18 protein-coding genes are annotated in these 15,842 nt (G+C 36.6%); 6 read left to right on the top strand and 12 right to left on the bottom strand.

Annotation, left to right across the window (positions count from 1 at the left end; translation table 11 throughout):
• Window positions 1-136 precede the first annotated feature (136 nt).
• The 5 genes from ACFQZ1_RS18810 to spoIIM all read right to left on the bottom strand — a co-directional run bounded on the left by ACFQZ1_RS18810 (window position 137) and on the right by spoIIM (window position 3,552).
• A complete protein-coding gene (locus ACFQZ1_RS18810) occupies window positions 137-859 on the bottom strand; it encodes a FixH family protein (protein ID WP_377883721.1) in 723 nt (240 codons plus the stop codon).
• A gap of 189 nt (window positions 860-1,048) precedes the next feature.
• Entirely contained in the window at window positions 1,049-1,939 is an 891-nt protein-coding gene (xerD, locus tag ACFQZ1_RS18805; protein WP_377883720.1) for a site-specific tyrosine recombinase XerD, read from the bottom strand.
• Between the two features lie 6 nt (window positions 1,940-1,945).
• Window positions 1,946-2,176, bottom strand: a complete 231-nt coding sequence (locus ACFQZ1_RS18800) for a YqzK family protein (protein ID WP_336481511.1) — start codon at window positions 2,174-2,176, stop codon at window positions 1,946-1,948.
• A gap of 162 nt (window positions 2,177-2,338) precedes the next feature.
• A complete protein-coding gene (gene fur / locus ACFQZ1_RS18795; protein ID WP_377883719.1) occupies window positions 2,339-2,794 on the bottom strand; it encodes a ferric iron uptake transcriptional regulator in 456 nt (151 codons plus the stop codon).
• Window positions 2,795-2,901: 107 nt separating this feature from the next.
• A complete protein-coding gene (spoIIM, locus tag ACFQZ1_RS18790) occupies window positions 2,902-3,552 on the bottom strand; it encodes a stage II sporulation protein M (protein WP_377883718.1) in 651 nt (216 codons plus the stop codon).
• 124 nt (window positions 3,553-3,676) lie between these two features.
• Here spoIIM and ACFQZ1_RS18785 point away from each other — a divergent pair, with 124 nt between their 5' ends.
• Complete coding sequence (locus tag ACFQZ1_RS18785) at window positions 3,677-4,228, top strand: GNAT family N-acetyltransferase (protein WP_377883717.1); 552 nt, start codon at window positions 3,677-3,679, stop codon at window positions 4,226-4,228.
• A gap of 322 nt (window positions 4,229-4,550) precedes the next feature.
• Here the strand turns inward: ACFQZ1_RS18785 and ACFQZ1_RS18780 are convergent, their stop codons facing one another.
• The gene (locus ACFQZ1_RS18780) at window positions 4,551-5,090 is read right to left on the bottom strand and encodes an NUDIX hydrolase (protein ID WP_377883716.1); all 540 of its coding nucleotides are present in this window, start codon (window positions 5,088-5,090) and stop codon (window positions 4,551-4,553) included.
• Between the two features lie 74 nt (window positions 5,091-5,164).
• On the opposite strand from ACFQZ1_RS18780, the gene mciZ reads away from it, so the two are divergent.
• Window positions 5,165-5,293, top strand: a complete 129-nt coding sequence (mciZ, locus tag ACFQZ1_RS18775) for a Z-ring formation inhibitor MciZ (protein ID WP_230573253.1) — start codon at window positions 5,165-5,167, stop codon at window positions 5,291-5,293.
• A 52-nt stretch (window positions 5,294-5,345) separates the two neighbouring features.
• On the top strand, window positions 5,346-6,260 hold the full coding sequence (locus tag ACFQZ1_RS18770) for an aldo/keto reductase (protein WP_377883715.1): 915 nt from the start codon (window positions 5,346-5,348) through the stop codon (window positions 6,258-6,260).
• 28 nt (window positions 6,261-6,288) lie between these two features.
• Here the strand turns inward: ACFQZ1_RS18770 and ACFQZ1_RS18765 are convergent, their stop codons facing one another.
• The gene (locus ACFQZ1_RS18765; RefSeq protein WP_377883714.1) at window positions 6,289-7,116 is read right to left on the bottom strand and encodes an aldo/keto reductase; all 828 of its coding nucleotides are present in this window, start codon (window positions 7,114-7,116) and stop codon (window positions 6,289-6,291) included.
• A gap of 235 nt (window positions 7,117-7,351) precedes the next feature.
• Window positions 7,352-8,569, bottom strand: coding sequence for an RNA-guided endonuclease IscB (gene iscB, locus ACFQZ1_RS18760; RefSeq protein ID WP_377883713.1), 1,218 nt, complete (start codon window positions 8,567-8,569; stop codon window positions 7,352-7,354).
• 341 nt (window positions 8,570-8,910) lie between these two features.
• Between iscB and ACFQZ1_RS18755 the strand changes: the two genes are divergently transcribed.
• Entirely contained in the window at window positions 8,911-9,876 is a 966-nt protein-coding gene (locus ACFQZ1_RS18755) for a quinone oxidoreductase family protein (RefSeq protein ID WP_377883712.1), read from the top strand.
• Between the two features lie 39 nt (window positions 9,877-9,915).
• On the opposite strand, the gene ACFQZ1_RS18750 is transcribed toward ACFQZ1_RS18755, so the two are convergent.
• The gene (locus tag ACFQZ1_RS18750) at window positions 9,916-10,431 is read right to left on the bottom strand and encodes a GrpB family protein (protein ID WP_377883711.1); all 516 of its coding nucleotides are present in this window, start codon (window positions 10,429-10,431) and stop codon (window positions 9,916-9,918) included.
• 25 nt (window positions 10,432-10,456) lie between these two features.
• Window positions 10,457-10,717 carry a YqkE family protein gene (locus tag ACFQZ1_RS18745; RefSeq protein WP_377883710.1) on the bottom strand — a complete coding sequence of 87 codons (261 nt, stop codon included), beginning with the start codon at window positions 10,715-10,717 and terminating at the stop codon, window positions 10,457-10,459.
• A gap of 523 nt (window positions 10,718-11,240) precedes the next feature.
• On the opposite strand from ACFQZ1_RS18745, the gene ACFQZ1_RS18740 reads away from it, so the two are divergent.
• Window positions 11,241-12,830, top strand: a complete 1,590-nt coding sequence (locus tag ACFQZ1_RS18740; protein ID WP_377883709.1) for a bifunctional metallophosphatase/5'-nucleotidase — start codon at window positions 11,241-11,243, stop codon at window positions 12,828-12,830.
• A 114-nt stretch (window positions 12,831-12,944) separates the two neighbouring features.
• On the opposite strand, the gene ACFQZ1_RS18735 is transcribed toward ACFQZ1_RS18740, so the two are convergent.
• Window positions 12,945-13,400, bottom strand: coding sequence for a ribbon-helix-helix domain-containing protein (locus ACFQZ1_RS18735; protein WP_377883708.1), 456 nt, complete (start codon window positions 13,398-13,400; stop codon window positions 12,945-12,947).
• A gap of 166 nt (window positions 13,401-13,566) precedes the next feature.
• Between ACFQZ1_RS18735 and ACFQZ1_RS18730 the strand changes: the two genes are divergently transcribed.
• Window positions 13,567-14,568, top strand: coding sequence for an alpha/beta fold hydrolase (locus tag ACFQZ1_RS18730; RefSeq protein ID WP_377883707.1), 1,002 nt, complete (start codon window positions 13,567-13,569; stop codon window positions 14,566-14,568).
• Between the two features lie 295 nt (window positions 14,569-14,863).
• Here ACFQZ1_RS18730 and ACFQZ1_RS18725 read toward each other — a convergent pair whose 3' ends face one another.
• Window positions 14,864-15,808, bottom strand: coding sequence for a LacI family DNA-binding transcriptional regulator (locus ACFQZ1_RS18725; protein WP_377883706.1), 945 nt, complete (start codon window positions 15,806-15,808; stop codon window positions 14,864-14,866).
• Window positions 15,809-15,842: the final 34 nt, after the last annotated feature.

The following is a 15,842-nucleotide window of genomic DNA, read 5'->3' as shown; positions in this document are numbered from 1 at the left end:
TTTTAAGGCATTTTTATCACATTTCGTTTTTTTTTCACATTTTCATTGTAATATATTCTACCTAGAAGCGCTAATGAAATCGATATATGTTTCCCGACATACAAATAAAAAAACAGCTCTTTAAAAGAGCTGTTTTTTATTTCACTTCAACTTTTTCTTCTTTATGATCATGAAGATCACCTTTTCGCACATGAACCTTTACATTATATGTTCCTGCTTCTTTAAATGTATAAGTACTTGTATACTCGCCTTTGTTACCTTCTTTTGCTGGAATAAACTCATGCTTTTCTGCACCGTCTTTCCAAATTTCAAGTTGAACTTCCGCACCAGTTAATGCTGCTTCTTTTTGTTGTACATGTGCTTTCAGTGTAGATTCTGTATTTGCTTTCACGCCATCTGCCATCAGATGAATCATTGTATCACCATGATGACCATCTGTTTCGGTTTTTGCATTCTCAACTTTTGCATTTCCAACTGCTACTTTTACTTCTGGCATCACATGCATATCACGTGCATTTGTATGTGCGATAATATGGTAAACGCCTTCAGATGGGAATGTTTTATCGATTGTATAAACACCGTTACCTTTATGCTTCGCATCTAGCATTTCTTTTTTCTCTTCGCCATCTTTCCAAATTTCAAACTTTACATCTGCATCTGTTACTTTTTCTTTACCTTGTGTAACAGTTGCTTGTACTTCTGCTTTTTCATTCGGCTTTAATGTTTCAGGGTTCGTTTTTATTTCTACCTTTACTTCTTCAAGCGACTTATTCTTTTTCGTTGTCTCGTCCGATTTCGTATTACAACCAGCTAACGCTAGCATTGTGATAAATAATGTAATTACAAGTTTTTTCATCATAATTTCCTCCTTCGTCCTATATTAGTATAGAGGAAATAGATGTTCATATTCTAGCCATCTGCTGAAAACAATGTACGAAATGTTTGTGAAGTTTTTGTGAAGTGCTTCCATTTTCTCCCGCTATTCGCGGGCAATAAGCCCCCCACTGATGAAAGTTTCACTTTACACTAAGTAAAAGGGCATGAAGACTCATGCCCTTGGATGAAACTGTTTATATACATCTTTTAATCTAGCTTTTGAAACATGTGTATAAATTTGTGTTGTTGAAATGTCAGCATGACCAAGCATTTCTTGTACCGCCCTTAAATCTGCACCATTCTCTAATAAGTGTGTTGCAAAGGAATGACGTAACGTATGCGGTGTAAGTTCTTTTTGAATATTTGCATCTTGTGCAAGTCTCTTTAAAATCTTCCAAAATCCTTGGCGAGATAAACGGTTTCCATGATGATTTAAAAAGAGCGCTTCGGCTATTTTTTTTCCTAACAGCTCCGGTCTGCCTTTTTCAATATAATGCTGAATCGCTTCTGTCGCTAAACTACCAAGAGGGATAATTCTCTCTTTATTTCCCTTTCCGACGCAACGAACAAAGCCCATTGTTAAATGTACATCTGATAAGTTTAATTCAATTAATTCAGAAACACGTAATCCTGTTGCATATAATAGCTCCAACATAGCCTTGTCACGAATTCCAAATGCACTTGTTCCTTTCGGTGTTTGCAATAGCGCTTCTACCTCATTGATCGATAACACTTTCGGTAATTTACGTTCACCTTGAGGCGTTTCAATATGTACAGATGGGTCATGTTCCACAACACGTTCACGCAATAAAAATTGATGAAATGATCGTACAGATGCAATGTGGCGCGCCATTGTTTTCGAAGATTTCCCATTATCTTTTAGATGATGTAAAAAGTTCACAATATGCATACGCGCCACATCATGAAAAGATGTAATTTGTTCTACTTTTTGTAAATACTTCGTATAGCTTTTCAGATCACGCTCATATGATACAACTGTATTTTGAGCTAACCCTTTTTCAACAACCATATAATGAATAAAGTCTTGTAATTGATCTTCCAATCTTCTCTACTCCCCATTTTCATAGAAAAAAATCATTCTGTTGACGAAAGCATCCTTTGCAGGCTCCTCTGTTCCAGATACCTTTTCTACCATTCCTTCTTTAGGTTTTTCATAACGATGATAACTTTCATATTCTTCATTTATCCATAGTATAGCGAAATAAAACAAAATCGTACAACTGATAAACAATAAAAATACTTTCATACCATCAAAAATAACTTGAATTGCTCGGCGCATTATGAATTCCTCCAAAATTTATGTTATTACAACATATGCCAAGCTTTTCATCATTTATACCTAATTCTGAAAACTCCTGCCTCTTATCTCTCTAAAACTTTGAGATGAGAAGCCTTACCCATTTTCAATAAAAAAACCTCTTCCTAACTAAATAGGAAAAGGTTAGCTTTCTTCTGTTAATTTTTCTTGACACTTCTCACAAATACCATGGAACGTTAATCGATGGTCTTTTACTTTAAAGCGCCACTCATGTTCTACTCTTTTTTCTACTTCACAAAGTAAATCTTCTTGAATTTCTTCTACTGCACCACATTCTGTACAAATTAAATGATGATGAAAACGTGATGCTCCTTCTTGTCTTAGGTCATAGCGCGAAACACCGTCACCGAAATTAATCTTGTCGACAATCTTTAACTCGGATAATAATTCCAAAGTCCGATAGACGGTTGCAAGTCCGATCTCTGGCGACTTTTCTTTTACAAGGAGGTAAACATCTTCCGCGCTTAAATGGTCTTCTTCATTTTCTAGCAGCACGCGAACCGTAGCTTCACGTTGCGGTGTTAACTTGTAACTCGCTGCATGTAATTGCTTTTTAATTCGATCAATTCTTTCTTCCATTCGGTACTACTCCCTCCCTCGCCACTCTTACCCCATTATATCAGAAGAAGGGAAACTGTCAAAAGAAAAATAATCAAAATTACTTGATAATAATTCTCAAAGTATAATTATTTTTTGTTAATAGTATCCATGACTTGTTTCATAAAAATTGGTGATACATAAGCTTCAATCCCTGAAGCAATCGCTAATACTGCACCGATAATAAGAAAAAAGCAAGTGTATCGGATAAAAAGTGGCAATAGAGGCTCATTTATTTTTCGAATAAATTGATGACGAATCATACTCAAGGAAAAGCTAGCGGCAATCGTCGTCATAATAAGAAATGTTGGGATAATAATTAAGTTTTGTGGAAGTACAGCCACAAATGCTAATAACAAACCGTTCCACCCAAGTTGACTTACTAAGAAACCTACTGTAAAACCAACAACGACTCCTTTTAAAAATAATAAAATAAAAATAAGTGGCAAACCAATAATAGAAATACCTAAAATCCAAATAAAACCAATATATTTTAGTTGCGATAAATAGCTTTCGTTAAACATCTCACCTGCATTTGCAAATTGCCCTTTGGAAACTTGTCCAAAAAAACGGCTTAAGTAAAAATACAAATCTTGTTTTTGGCTTATCTGTAAACTATTCACAAGAATCGCCCCAAAAATAACTCCCATTAACAAAAGTACAGCTACAAATACATATAATGAAGAATGTTCCTGTACATGATATGTTACACGATCTTGCCAAGACGATTTCCTTAGCATATTACGTCCCTCCGTTCTTCCTCTTACTAGAATGTATGATAGAAAGAAAAAAGTATGACGAATTAACATTGAAATTCTACGCCACTTTGCTAAACTTAAAAGTAGAGAATAGGAGGGATTTCGCTTGAAACAACTATTATTAGATTTTCCAACATTATTTCAGACCGAGCGCCTGCAGGTACGTAAACCGTTCCCTGGTGATGGGGCAGAAGTTTATGAAGCAATTCAAATTTCTTTAGAAGATTTACAGCCATGGATATCTATTACACATGAAACTGAAGAATCGGCAGAATCAGCAGTTAGAGCCGCGCATGGAAAGTTTTTACTTCGTGAAACATTACCGTTTCATCTATATGATAAAACAACAGGTACATTCATCGGTGCACTCACCCTTCACCCAGAAAACTGGGATATTCCAAAGTTTTCTATCAGCTTCTGGCTTCATAGCTCTCACACAAAACAGGGGTATATGACAGAAGCATTAAAAGGAGCCGTTCAATTCGCCTTCGATAAACTCGGAGCAAAACGACTTGAAATTCGCTGTGATGCCAATAATACAAATGCACGATTAGTAGCAGAGCGCCTAGAGTTTATTCTAGAAGGTACGCTAGAAAATGACTCTCTTGCTCCTGATGGTAGCTTACGTGATACATGTGTATATGCAAAAATACAATAAAAAATCACTTCGAGGGACTGTCATTGAAGCTAGACACCTTCGAGCTTTATAAAGTGAAACTTCCGTCAGTGGGGGGTTTCTTCATCCCCCACCTATCTTCTGTAGAAAAGCGGAAGCGGCTCGCCCAGGGCAGAGAGGCGCTTTTTGCCTCGTCCGAGGGGGTGAAACGACCGGAGAGTCTAGCCGCTAGAGCTGGACAACGATTCTCCCTGAATCTTAAGGTAGGGGTCTTACTGCCCGCGCATAGCGGGATAAAAAAAGACGCTACAGCTAGTCATCTTTAAATTTCAAAAAAATAAACACTCGCTTTACGCGAGTGTTTTTATTTTTTTAACTGTAGATATTGAATTGCAAACATTGTCTTCGCATCATGAATACGTTGCTCTTTTATTAGTTGCAGCGCTTCTTCTAATGATACTTCCATTAACTCAACGAACTCATCTTCATCAAGATCCGCTTTGTCTTCCTTCTTCTTCAAGCCAGTCGCTGCATATACATATACAATTTCATCTGCGAACCCTGGTGATGTGTAGAATGACGTAATGAGCTCCATGTTATCACATATGTACCCTGTTTCTTCCTCTAATTCACGAATGGCTGTTGCTTCAGGTTTTTCTCCTGGTTCTAACTTTCCAGCAGGAATTTCTACAAGCGCTTTTTCCATCGCTTTGCGATACTGTTCAACTAACACAATTTTCTCATCATCTGTAATTGCAATAATTGCTACCGCACCAGGATGCTTCACAATTTCACGTTTACTCGTCTCACCATTTGGCAATACTACTTCATCAACACGAACTTTAATTATTCTTCCATCAAAAATAGGCTCAGTCGCAATCGTTCTTTCTTCAAGATTACTCATAAGACTTCATCTCCCTGTTCTATTTCCTAGTCTTTCTTCATACATTCTATCACATTGAAAGGAGCGAAACGAAAATGAAAGTGTATATTTTACCAAATCGAGTAACGTTAGTCGGAAAAGCTTGGGAAATTCGTCATATGTTAAAACAATATGAACAACGTTATAAAACTGTTCATGACTGGATTACGAATACACAAAGGTAAAGTGTTTGTGAAACTCCTTACGCTTTCGTACAATAAAAGTAAGGAGGGAATTATGAGAACACGTCAATTAGGAAATTCAGATTTATATGTAAGTGAAATTGGACTTGGGTGCATGTCACTTGGGACAAATGAAACAGAAGCCATTCAAATCATTCATGAAGCGTTAGATTTAGGCATTAATTTTTTTGATACGGCCGATTTATACAACTATGGATTAAATGAAGAGTTTGTCGGAAAAGCACTGCAAGGAAAACGAGAGCAAGTTGTACTTGCTACAAAAGTTGGGAACCGCTGGACAGAAGAAAAAAACGGTTGGTCTTGGGACCCTTCTAAGGCATATATAAAAGAGGAAGTAAAAGAAAGCCTGCGCCGATTAAAAACAGATTATATCGATTTATATCAGCTGCATGGCGGAACAATTGAAGATAATATTGATGAAGTCATTGAAACATTTGAAGAACTAAAACAAGAAGGCGTCATTCGTCATTACGGGATTTCTTCCATCCGTCCCAATGTCATTCGTCAATATGCAGAGCGTTCTAATATGATAAGTGTTTTAATGGAATATAACATATTAAACCGCCGCCCAGAAGAATGGTTCCCATTCTTGCAAGAACACAATATTAGCGTCATTGCCCGTGGTCCACTCGCAAAAGGCTTATTAACTAGTAACAATGAACTGAAATTAGCTAAAGTAAAAGAAAAAGACTATCTCTCTTACAATTATGATGAAATAAAACATATCGTATCTTGTGTGAAAGAAATAACAAATGGGCGCTCCCTAACAGAAACCGCACTTCAATATTGTCTACACACCTCTACCATTGCAGCTCTCGTTCCCGGCGCAAGCTCAATTGAGCAATTACGTGAAAATGTAAAAGCTGGGACTGTAAATTCATTGACAGACGAACAGTACACACACATTCAAGCACTTGCGAAATTAGATGCATATGAATCTCACCGATAAAAAAAGCTACCGAAAAATCGGTAGCTTTTTACATCGTATCATATTTCTCTGGATTTGTTCCTGAACGCTTATTACAGTCTAGTTTATCAATTTGCCCTACTTCTTCTTCCGTTAATGAAAAATCAAAAATATGAAAATTCTCTGCAATACGAGAAGGTGTAACAGATTTCGGAATTGTTACAATACCACTTTGAATATCCCAGCGTAAAATAACTTGAGCAGGTGTTTTCCCATATTTTTTAGCAATCTCTTGAATAACTGGATGTTCAAATACCTCTCCGCCTCGCATAAGCGGACTCCATGCCTCCATTTGAATTTGTTCTTGCTGACAAAAATTGCGCAGTTCAAATTGTGCTAACATTGGATGAAGCTCGACTTGATTCACCATTGGTTTAATATGACAATTCGCTAATAAATGCTTTAAATGATGAATATGGAAGTTTGACACACCAATCGCACGTACTTTTCCTTCTTCATACAATTTTTCAAGAGCGCGATATGTATCCACATACTTTCCACGTATTGGCCAATGGATTAAATATAGATCCACATAATCCATCTGTAACTTTTGTAAACTTGTTTCAAATGCTTTAAGCGTCGTTTCATATCCTTGTTCATCGTTCCATACTTTTGTTGTAATAAAAAGCTCTTCACGAGCAATTCCAAATTCACGAATCGCTTCTCCGACACCGCTTTCATTTCCATAAATAGTAGCCGTATCAATCGCACGGTATCCAACATCTAACGCAGTATGTACCGCTCGCTTTACTTCCTCCCCTTCTTTCGCTTTATATACTCCTAAGCCTAGCATCGGCATTTTTACACCGTTATGAAGTGTTGTTGTTGGAATATGCATAAAAAAACTCCTCCTTATTAAAATATAGGTTCATCACCATAAATCGGTGGTGACAAAATTAACTCCCTGTTTCTAAGCAAAGGCTCCTCTCGTGGTTTGTTTGAACAACAATTACGATACGTGAGTTTTCGGTTGTTTCATATCCTTAAATGTGAAATTATTCAATTTTATAATAACACCCCCACGTTACGGTGATGAACCAAAATATAGTCAAATGTATTTATAATGTAGAAATTTATATAAAATACAATCCGTTAAATTTCCACACTAATTTACATTTTCGTGCATTCACTCTTTTTAAATGCTTGTTTTGCGTTTGAATGTTAATTTGTAATTTGTCTGGATATATTCCTGTTACATATCCAATATATGTTATGCCTTTTGTATCTGTATAACTAGCAAAATCACGATGCTTAAATCCGCAAGTTTCACTATGTGTTGCTTTTTTCTTTTTTCGAATCGGTTTTATAGTCCAATCTTTTATCAATACATCTTTTACCATTACATCTGTAATCACCAATGCATCATTACTATGTGATTTTTCAATATTCCAGTCAATCCTCTTATTTGCTGTATCTCCTCCTGTTGTTAGGAATAACGGAGCGTACTGCTGTAATTGTTCTTGCAACCACATTTTCCCTTGCATAACATGTTGAGCGAAATCTAACCTCAAACTCTTACCATTAATCATTTTCTGATAACGTTCAATGAATGTTTCCTCTTTTCCTTCTGTCTTTTGATGGCACTTACTACATAAAGTAATAAGATTTTCTAAGGTATTAGAGCCTTTGAGTCTCCTTGGTACAATGTGATGGACTTCTAACATACAATTCTGTTTTCCACATTCCATACATTTACACTTGTCTCGTAAAATAACCGCTTTACGTATATTCTCGTCCAAGCGATTTGTTTTTTGATATTGCCATCGGTATAATTTTTTATCATCTGTTAAAGCTCGGATATCTATTGCCACATCTTCTAAATGGATACTTGAAATATCTATCCATTGACTAATCTTATTGGCAACTCTAATAATTGCTTGCTTCTTTTGTAGTATACTAGGTGCTAATCGTCCTTTACGCCTACTACTTGCACGATTTAAAAACCTTGCCTTACGATAGCGTTTGTGGCTTCTCCTGTATCTTCTATATCCTTTTCGTTGTTCCATTAGTTTAGAAACATCTTTTCTGTGTTCGATTGTCGCTTTGAAAATAGGTTTATTTTTGGTGTTACATTCCTGTACTAAACCCACACCCACATATAAACTTCCATCATCAATGCCTAGTCTCATTTTATAATCTACATTTTCAACAACCTTATTTAACTGAATAGCCATAGGATATTTACTAACTAAGACTGCTTTCTTTTTTCTAATGAGATACCAACCTTTATTAACTGCTGTTGGTGCTAATTTTCTACCTTTACTATCTAATACAAAACAATATTCAGTCATCTCTGACCAACCTACCTTTCGGTGAAATTCACTTTTGTCTATAAAAATGACTGCTATTGATTTAGTCCTTTACTCCATTTCAACAAGAAAAAAATAAAAAGTCTAAAAAAAAAAACGATTTGTTTACATAATCTCGTTATGTTAAAAAATCAAATAAAGTAAACCTTCCAGCAACGGGAGGCTTAACGCCCGTTAGTAGCGAGACAAAATAATTGCAATTTCTCTTTATGTTAGCCGCTCCTTTCATTACTTCTTTTTTCAAAGAGTAATTCCTTGCTTTCTTCATTCTTTTATCTTACAGTGTAAGCGTAAAACAAAATACACAAAGTAGAGGGAAAATGATGAAAGCTCTTGTATTTGACACATTTGGAGAACCAGAAGTATTGCAATATAAAGAAATTCCTGATCCCGTTATTGGACCTAATGACATTCTTGTAAAAATGAAGGCAATCGGTTTAAACTTTGCCGATGTCTATAGAAGAAAAGGAAATTATCACCTCGCTGGTCAACCACCATACATTTTAGGCTACGAAGGCGCTGGAATTGTAGAAATGGTAGGAAATAATGTTACGACCATAAAGCAAGGAGATTCTATTGCATTTGCAGATGTTCCATATGCAAATGCAGAGCTTGTAGCGGTTCCAATAGAGAAAGCAATTCCACTTCCAAATCATGTTTCATATGAAACAGCTGCTTCTATTTTACTGCAAGGTTTAACAGCTCACTATCTAACTCGTGATAGCTATGCAGTAAAGGAAGGAGACATTGTACTCGTACACGCTGCTGCTGGTGGTGTAGGACAGCTTCTTGTACAAATCATAAAATTACTAGGCGGTAAAGTGATTGCCCTCACTTCTTCTATCCAAAAAGCAAAAACTGCCGAAGAAGTTGGCGCAGACTGGGCCTTTTTGTATGAGGATGATTGGAAACAGAAAGTCATGCATGCGACTAACGGAAAAGGTGTAGATGTCGTATATGACTCTGTTGGCTCTACGCTGATGGATAGCTTTGAAGCGACACGTATTGGAGGAACTGTTGTTTTTTACGGAATGGCAGGAGGCGATCCAGCGCCTATAGACCCGCGCATGCTTATGGATACATCTAAGACGCTAACCGGTGGGGATCTATGGAATGTACTCACTTCTCATAAAGAACGCGTTCTTCGTTCTGAAGAGCTATTTACATGGATTCAACAAGGAAAGATCCAATTATCTGAACCGACTACATTTTCCTTAAGTGAAGGAGCAAAAGCACACCATTACTTAGAAAGTAGAAAAAGTACAGGGAAAATTTTATTACTTCCATAAAACAATTATAAAAATAACGTGCCGCATATACGTGGCACGTTATCTTTTCTTCATCCATTCTATAGCTCTTTGCTCCCTATCACGAACAAATGCATCTTTCCCTTCAATATACTGATCAATATCATATGTAAATTGTTTCGCAAGCTCTTGCTTTAACGTCGCATACGCCTCTGCTTCTTCACAATGCTCCATCATATAATCTCGAAAAGCGAGATGACGCATAATTTCTTGATTGCCGGTTTCATATATATGTAAATGATAACTTCTCTGTTCCTCTGTACCATGCATAAAGAAACGCCGCCCAGATATACCATTTTCTCCCTTTGGTGTATATCCGAGTTCCACAAAGCAATCATTCCAGCTATCCACTTTGTCAATATTCGTAACTTCCATAATCATATCAATAATGGGCTTTGCTGCTAACCCTGGCACAGATGTACTGCCAATATGATGAATTTTCACATGTTCTGGCATTGCTTCCTTTAAACGTTTCGCTTCTTTCTGAAATTTTTCTGCCCAATGATTTTTATAGGGCACTACTTCCACTTTTCTCATGCCCATCACCCTTTACATTCATTTCTTACTTAAAGTCTTTCCATGACAAACTACTTTCACCTAATAATTCTTCGAACGATTTATTCTTTTCACGCTCACGCTGTTCTTTACGCTTTCTCTCTAGCTCCGCTTCTTTTTTCTGTTCCTCTTGCTCTTTTAACTCTTTTTGTTTACTTTTCAGCTGCTTCATTAATGCCTCGTTCAATTGATCTCCAATTGTTACTATTTCTTTTTCCATCTTCATCCCTGTTTGTTTCTGTACTTGCTTTTTCTTTTTCTTTGCCATAATCAAATCACCTTTTACTTTTTTCTTTATTATAGTAGAAAGTGTAATTTACCAGCAACCAAAAGAGAATTATCTCTATTACTATTAAGTTGCACAAATCCTAGCTCCAATTTATATATACATCCATTTTAATTTTCAACATATTAGTTGCTGCTATGCAGAACAAAACATGACATGCCCTCATGTACTCCCTTTCTCCTTTTGTTTTAAATCTTACATGTGGCAGAAAAAGGCCCTAACTGCTTCTATGCGTAGCTAAATGCTCTCGCCTATCTAAAAAGAAAGGGGCTTTTATCCCGCATTAACATGCAGTAGGTCCCCCACTGATAGAAGTTTCCTTTATGGCGGTTGTTCAATTTTTATATAGTTAATCCTGCATAATTAGTTATTTATTTTCTATATAAAAAGATAATATTTTGTAAATTTTCCAAAAATATAGAACTTTTTATAGATTGTTTTCTCATAATCTATTAAAATAATGTCGTATAATGTCAGATTTATATAAAGGGGAGAAACAAAAAACATGTGGAGAAAAATTATACCCGCAGTAGCTGTTTTAAGTACAGTCACATTTTCAAGTGTATTTGCAGCACAGCCACCTTCTACACCTGCACAAGAAAATCGTTACATTGATGTTCAAATGCTAGGCATTAATGACTTCCACGGTCAATTAAACACAGTAAAAAAAATAAACAATAAGGAAGCTGGTGGGATCGATTACTTAGCTGCATACTTACGAGATCGCGAAAAACAAAACCCAAATACGCTACTTGTTCATGCTGGAGATGCGGTTGGAGCAAGTCCACCAATTTCTGCTTTGTTACAAGATGAGCCAACAATTGATATTTTCAATGACCTTGGCTTTGATGTTGGAACAATTGGAAACCACGAATTTGACGAAGGTATAGACGAAATGCGCCGTCTTATTTACGGCGGATATCATGAAAAAACAGGAAACTTTAAAGGTGCACAGTTCCCTTACGTTGCAGCTAATGTCTATAATAAAACAACAGGACGCTTATTTTTACCACCATTTACAGTAAAAATGGTACAAGGAGTTCCAGTCGGCTTTATTGGTGTCGTCACAACAGAAACGCCAAGTATTGTTATGCCTAAAATGGTTGAAAACGTTAAGTTCACGGATGAAGTAGAAGCCATTAACAAGTCTGCGCAACAATTAAAACGATTAGGTGTAAAAGCAATAGTTGTATTAGCACATAATCCTGGTACAACGGATGATAAAGGAATTACAGATGGTGATCTCGTTCACTTAGCTCAAAATACCGATCCAGAGGTAGATGTCATTTTTGGCGGTCATAACCATGCATATGTAAATGGCACTGTAAATGGAAAACTTCTTGTACAAGCTTATTCGTACGGTACTGCCTTCGCAGATGTTGATTTAAAAATTGACAAAAAAACAAAAGATATTGTAGAGAAAAAAGCTGAGATTGTTACAACATTCCACGATGGTATTCAACCTGATCCACAAATTAAGAAAAAAGTCGAGCAGTACGCTGACAAAGTCGCTCCTCTTGTAAATGAAGTTGTCGGTAAAGCTGCAACTGCTTTAGACAGAAAAGAATCACCTGCTGGAGAGACAACACTTGGTAACGTAATTGCAGATGCACAGCGCAGTGCGATGAACGGACAAATTGCTCTTATGAATCCTGGCGGTATTCGCAACGATTTAGATGCAGGAGATATTACATGGGGAGAACTATATGGCATTCAGCCTTTTGGCAACCAATTAATAAAATCAACATTGACTGGAAAAGATATTCGAGACATTTTAAATCAGCAGTGGCAAAAAGATAAAACACGTATGCTCCAAATCTCTGGCATCACGTACAAATGGGACGCTAACAAAGCAGTTGGTGAAAAAGTAATTGATGTAAGCTTATCAAACGGCGAAGCCCTTGTTGATTCGCAAACATATACTGTCGTAGCGAATGCCTTTTTAGCTTCTGGCGGGGATGGTTTTGTGTCATTTAAAAATGGAAAAAATACAGAAACAGGACCAAATGATTTAGATGCATTAGTAGATTATGTAAAACAGGCAAAATCACCAATTGAAGCAAAAATTGAAGGACGTATTCAAAAAATAAATTAGCAGTTATAATATACAACTTTCATGAACGGAAGAAAGCAAGTTCTTACAAGCAGTTCTTCTTTTAGATTTTACTGACTGCAAATAGCATAATAAAAGCGGGTAATCCCGCTTTTATTATCTTTCGCAATGTCTTTCTAAATATTCTTTCAACGCAATTTCTACAAGCTTAGACTTGTGTATACCATTTCTAAGAGACAAAAAATCTAATTGTTCTAATACTTGTTTAGAAAGAGAAAAGGTACGTTTTTTTTTCTCTCCTTGTTCTACAGACATGACACACATTCCATATTCGCGTTTTTGCAACAACTCATAAATATGTTGCAATTGCTCATAAATGAGACGCTGATAATCTATTTTTTCCTGCTGTAGACTCACAGCTTCTTTTAATTGTAAATGACGAGGCTCTTCTCCTTCTCCAGCAAATACCCTTTTTTTCTGCTCACTATCATATTCATATCCGAGCAATCGTAATTTTTTTGATAGTGTATATGGACTCATCTCTATTCGTTTCGCAACAAGTGCTATTGGTTCATAATTATTTAAGCGATCAATAATTTCACCAATCTCCACCTCTTCCCTCCTCTCTCTAAAACATAACGTGAAACTTTTACCTTTAAGCATTTTACTGCTCATTCATGCGGGATAAAGTTATTATGTTATGATACAATGATTTCTTATTAGTATATGATGAAAAAACGACACCGTTCACTATATTGTACTCAAAAGGAGGTCTCTCATGTTCAGTCGCAGCAGCACCCCCTCTTTTTACGATAAAAATAAGCAATTGCTTTCAAATAGCATTGCTACAATTGAAAATGTTCTTATAAACAATCGCAAACAATCATTGCTCATTCGTGGACAAGATCTCGAACAACCTCTTTTATTATGCTTACACGGTGGGCCAGGAATGGCTCATATTGGCTTTGCACGCCATTTCCAAGCAGAACTTGAGAAACATTTTATTGTTGTCAACTGGGATCAACGCGGAGCGGGAAAATCCTTTTTATGGCGAGATTTCAAAGAATCACTAACAATTGAGCAATTCATTTTAGATACACATGAAATAATTGATTACCTTCTAAAAAGGTTTCATAAACAGAAATTATTTCTTCTTGGGCACTCTTGGGGCAGCATCATTGGATTATTTGCTGCACAGCAATCTCCCCAATCCATCGAAGCCTATATTGGAGTTGGTCAAATTGTGCATATGAAACAAAATGAGGAATTACTTTTTGAACATTTAATTCAATCCGCAAAGTATCACGGACATGGCCGGGCGCTCACTTCTTTAAAAAAGCTTGGAAAACCACCATTTCTAGATAAAAGACGACTGCTTATTCAAAGGAAATGGCTTGGTATCTTTGGCGGTGCTATTCGACATGGAACATTTTTTTCTTTCATTCGAAAAGGGTTTTTATCCCCAGAATATACGTGGATAGATTGGATTAAGTTTTTCAGCGGAAATATGAATTCCGGAGAATTATGGAAGGAAATGTTGACGATTGATTTCTTTTCACAAATTCCAAGCGTTTCGTTTCCTGTCTATTTTTGTTCTGGTCGCTATGACTATCAAACACCTTATGCACTTGTGCAACAATATTGTGATGTTCTGCACGCGCCTATCAAAAAAATGATTTGGTTTCCTAACTCAGCCCATTCTCCACACTTTGAAGAACATGAGCGTTTTGCAGAAACGTTACTCGATATTAAACAAGAACACTTCATACTGCACCCTTGAGTACTTCGACTTGTTCTATATTTCATGAACAGGATTGTGTATCGCATGAAGCATGTTTTTTGTTCAAAATAAAACTTCTGTCAATCGGATTCTTGCTGCCTACAAATAGAAAAATAGAAAAAGGTGCATGTTCTCATGCACCTTTTATCCCGCTATTCGCGGGCAGTAAGACCCCCACCTCAAGAGTCAGAGAGAAGCAAAGAAGATAGGTGGGGGATAACTGCTGGCATGCGCCCGATTGGTGAGAGCTTTCCGTCAGTGGGGGAGAAAGCCCCCCACTGACGGAAGTTTCACTTTATTTTGTTGATTCTCTCTCAATTAAAACGAAATCCAAATCAGCTACCTCTTGGTTATATTCCACCTTTTTTATTTTTGCAATTAACTTATGAATTGCATGTGTTCCTATACTTGTTATCGGCTGGGCAATTGTCGTTAAAGCTGGTGTAGACCACTCCCCTTGTACTATTCCACTCAAACCAATAACTTGTAAATGTTTCGGGATGGAGATATAAAGTTTTTGTGCCGCACGAATAAAGCCAATCCCTACAATATCGCTACAAGTAACAATACCATCTATGTATGGATGTTTTTGTAATACCTGCGCAGCTATCTGTTCCGAATCTGTCTCTTTCCTATGCATTTCTATAACTCGGTAAGATATCTTCTTGTCCCAAACAGCATCTAAAAAACCAGTGAAATGTTCTTCCATCGCTTCATTACTTGTATCTTCATGGACATAAGCAAGAAACTGACATCCTTTCTCTTCTAAAACAGAAACAGCTTGTACCGCTGCATTATAATACTGTAAAGAACCCCCCTCGGCCGAATCTACAATTACATACGGAACTGATACTATTTCTCTTTGCAAACTTTCATATACATCACGTGTCATAATAACACCAGCAATGTTATTTTGTTCTAATACATCCATGTAACCACGCTTATGTTTCATACTGCATACAATAATTTGATAGCCTTCTTTGTAAGCTTCTTCTTCAATAACTGTAAGTAATAGTAAGAATGCCGGGTCTTGTAAGTCAGGCACAAGCAGGGCAATCATCATAGAAGATTTTTTAAATAACGCCTTGGCCACCGCATTTGGTCTATATTGCAACTCCTCAATTGCTTTCTTCACTTGTTTTACCGTATCTTCATGTACATATCCTTTTTCATTTAATACTCGTGAAACTGTTGCGACTGAAACTCCTGCCAACTTTGCAACATCTCGTATCGTTGCCACATCTTCACCCCTCAGCATGGAAATGGTTTACAAT

The organism is Bacillus sp. CGMCC 1.60114, assembly GCF_042676365.1.
Classification (GTDB): domain Bacteria; phylum Bacillota; class Bacilli; order Bacillales; family Bacillaceae_G; genus Bacillus_A; species Bacillus_A rhizoplanae_A.
This window is presented reverse-complemented; position numbering and strand designations above follow the sequence as displayed.

Bases quoted from the DNA above. Each gene is read 5' to 3' on its own strand.
- ACFQZ1_RS18810 (WP_377883721.1), bottom strand. From the start codon at position 859: ATGATGAAAAAACTTGTAATTACATTATTTATCACAATGCTAGCGTTA.
- ACFQZ1_RS18800 (WP_336481511.1), bottom strand. From the start codon at position 2,176: ATGCGCCGAGCAATTCAAGTTATTTTTGATGGTATGAAAGTATTTTTA.
- fur (WP_377883719.1), bottom strand. From the start codon at position 2,794: ATGGAAGAAAGAATTGATCGAATTAAAAAGCAATTACATGCAGCGAGT.
- spoIIM (WP_377883718.1), bottom strand. From the start codon at position 3,552: ATGCTAAGGAAATCGTCTTGGCAAGATCGTGTAACATATCATGTACAG.
- ACFQZ1_RS18780 (WP_377883716.1), bottom strand. From the start codon at position 5,090: ATGAGTAATCTTGAAGAAAGAACGATTGCGACTGAGCCTATTTTTGAT.
- mciZ (WP_230573253.1), top strand. From the start codon at position 5,165: ATGAAAGTGTATATTTTACCAAATCGAGTAACGTTAGTCGGAAAAGCT.
- ACFQZ1_RS18770 (WP_377883715.1), top strand. From the start codon at position 5,346: ATGAGAACACGTCAATTAGGAAATTCAGATTTATATGTAAGTGAAATT.
- ACFQZ1_RS18765 (WP_377883714.1), bottom strand. From the start codon at position 7,116: ATGCATATTCCAACAACAACACTTCATAACGGTGTAAAAATGCCGATG.
- iscB (WP_377883713.1), bottom strand. From the start codon at position 8,569: ATGACTGAATATTGTTTTGTATTAGATAGTAAAGGTAGAAAATTAGCA.
- ACFQZ1_RS18755 (WP_377883712.1), top strand. From the start codon at position 8,911: ATGAAAGCTCTTGTATTTGACACATTTGGAGAACCAGAAGTATTGCAA.
- ACFQZ1_RS18750 (WP_377883711.1), bottom strand. From the start codon at position 10,431: ATGAGAAAAGTGGAAGTAGTGCCCTATAAAAATCATTGGGCAGAAAAA.
- ACFQZ1_RS18745 (WP_377883710.1), bottom strand. From the start codon at position 10,717: ATGGCAAAGAAAAAGAAAAAGCAAGTACAGAAACAAACAGGGATGAAG.
- ACFQZ1_RS18740 (WP_377883709.1), top strand. From the start codon at position 11,241: ATGTGGAGAAAAATTATACCCGCAGTAGCTGTTTTAAGTACAGTCACA.
- ACFQZ1_RS18730 (WP_377883707.1), top strand. From the start codon at position 13,567: ATGTTCAGTCGCAGCAGCACCCCCTCTTTTTACGATAAAAATAAGCAA.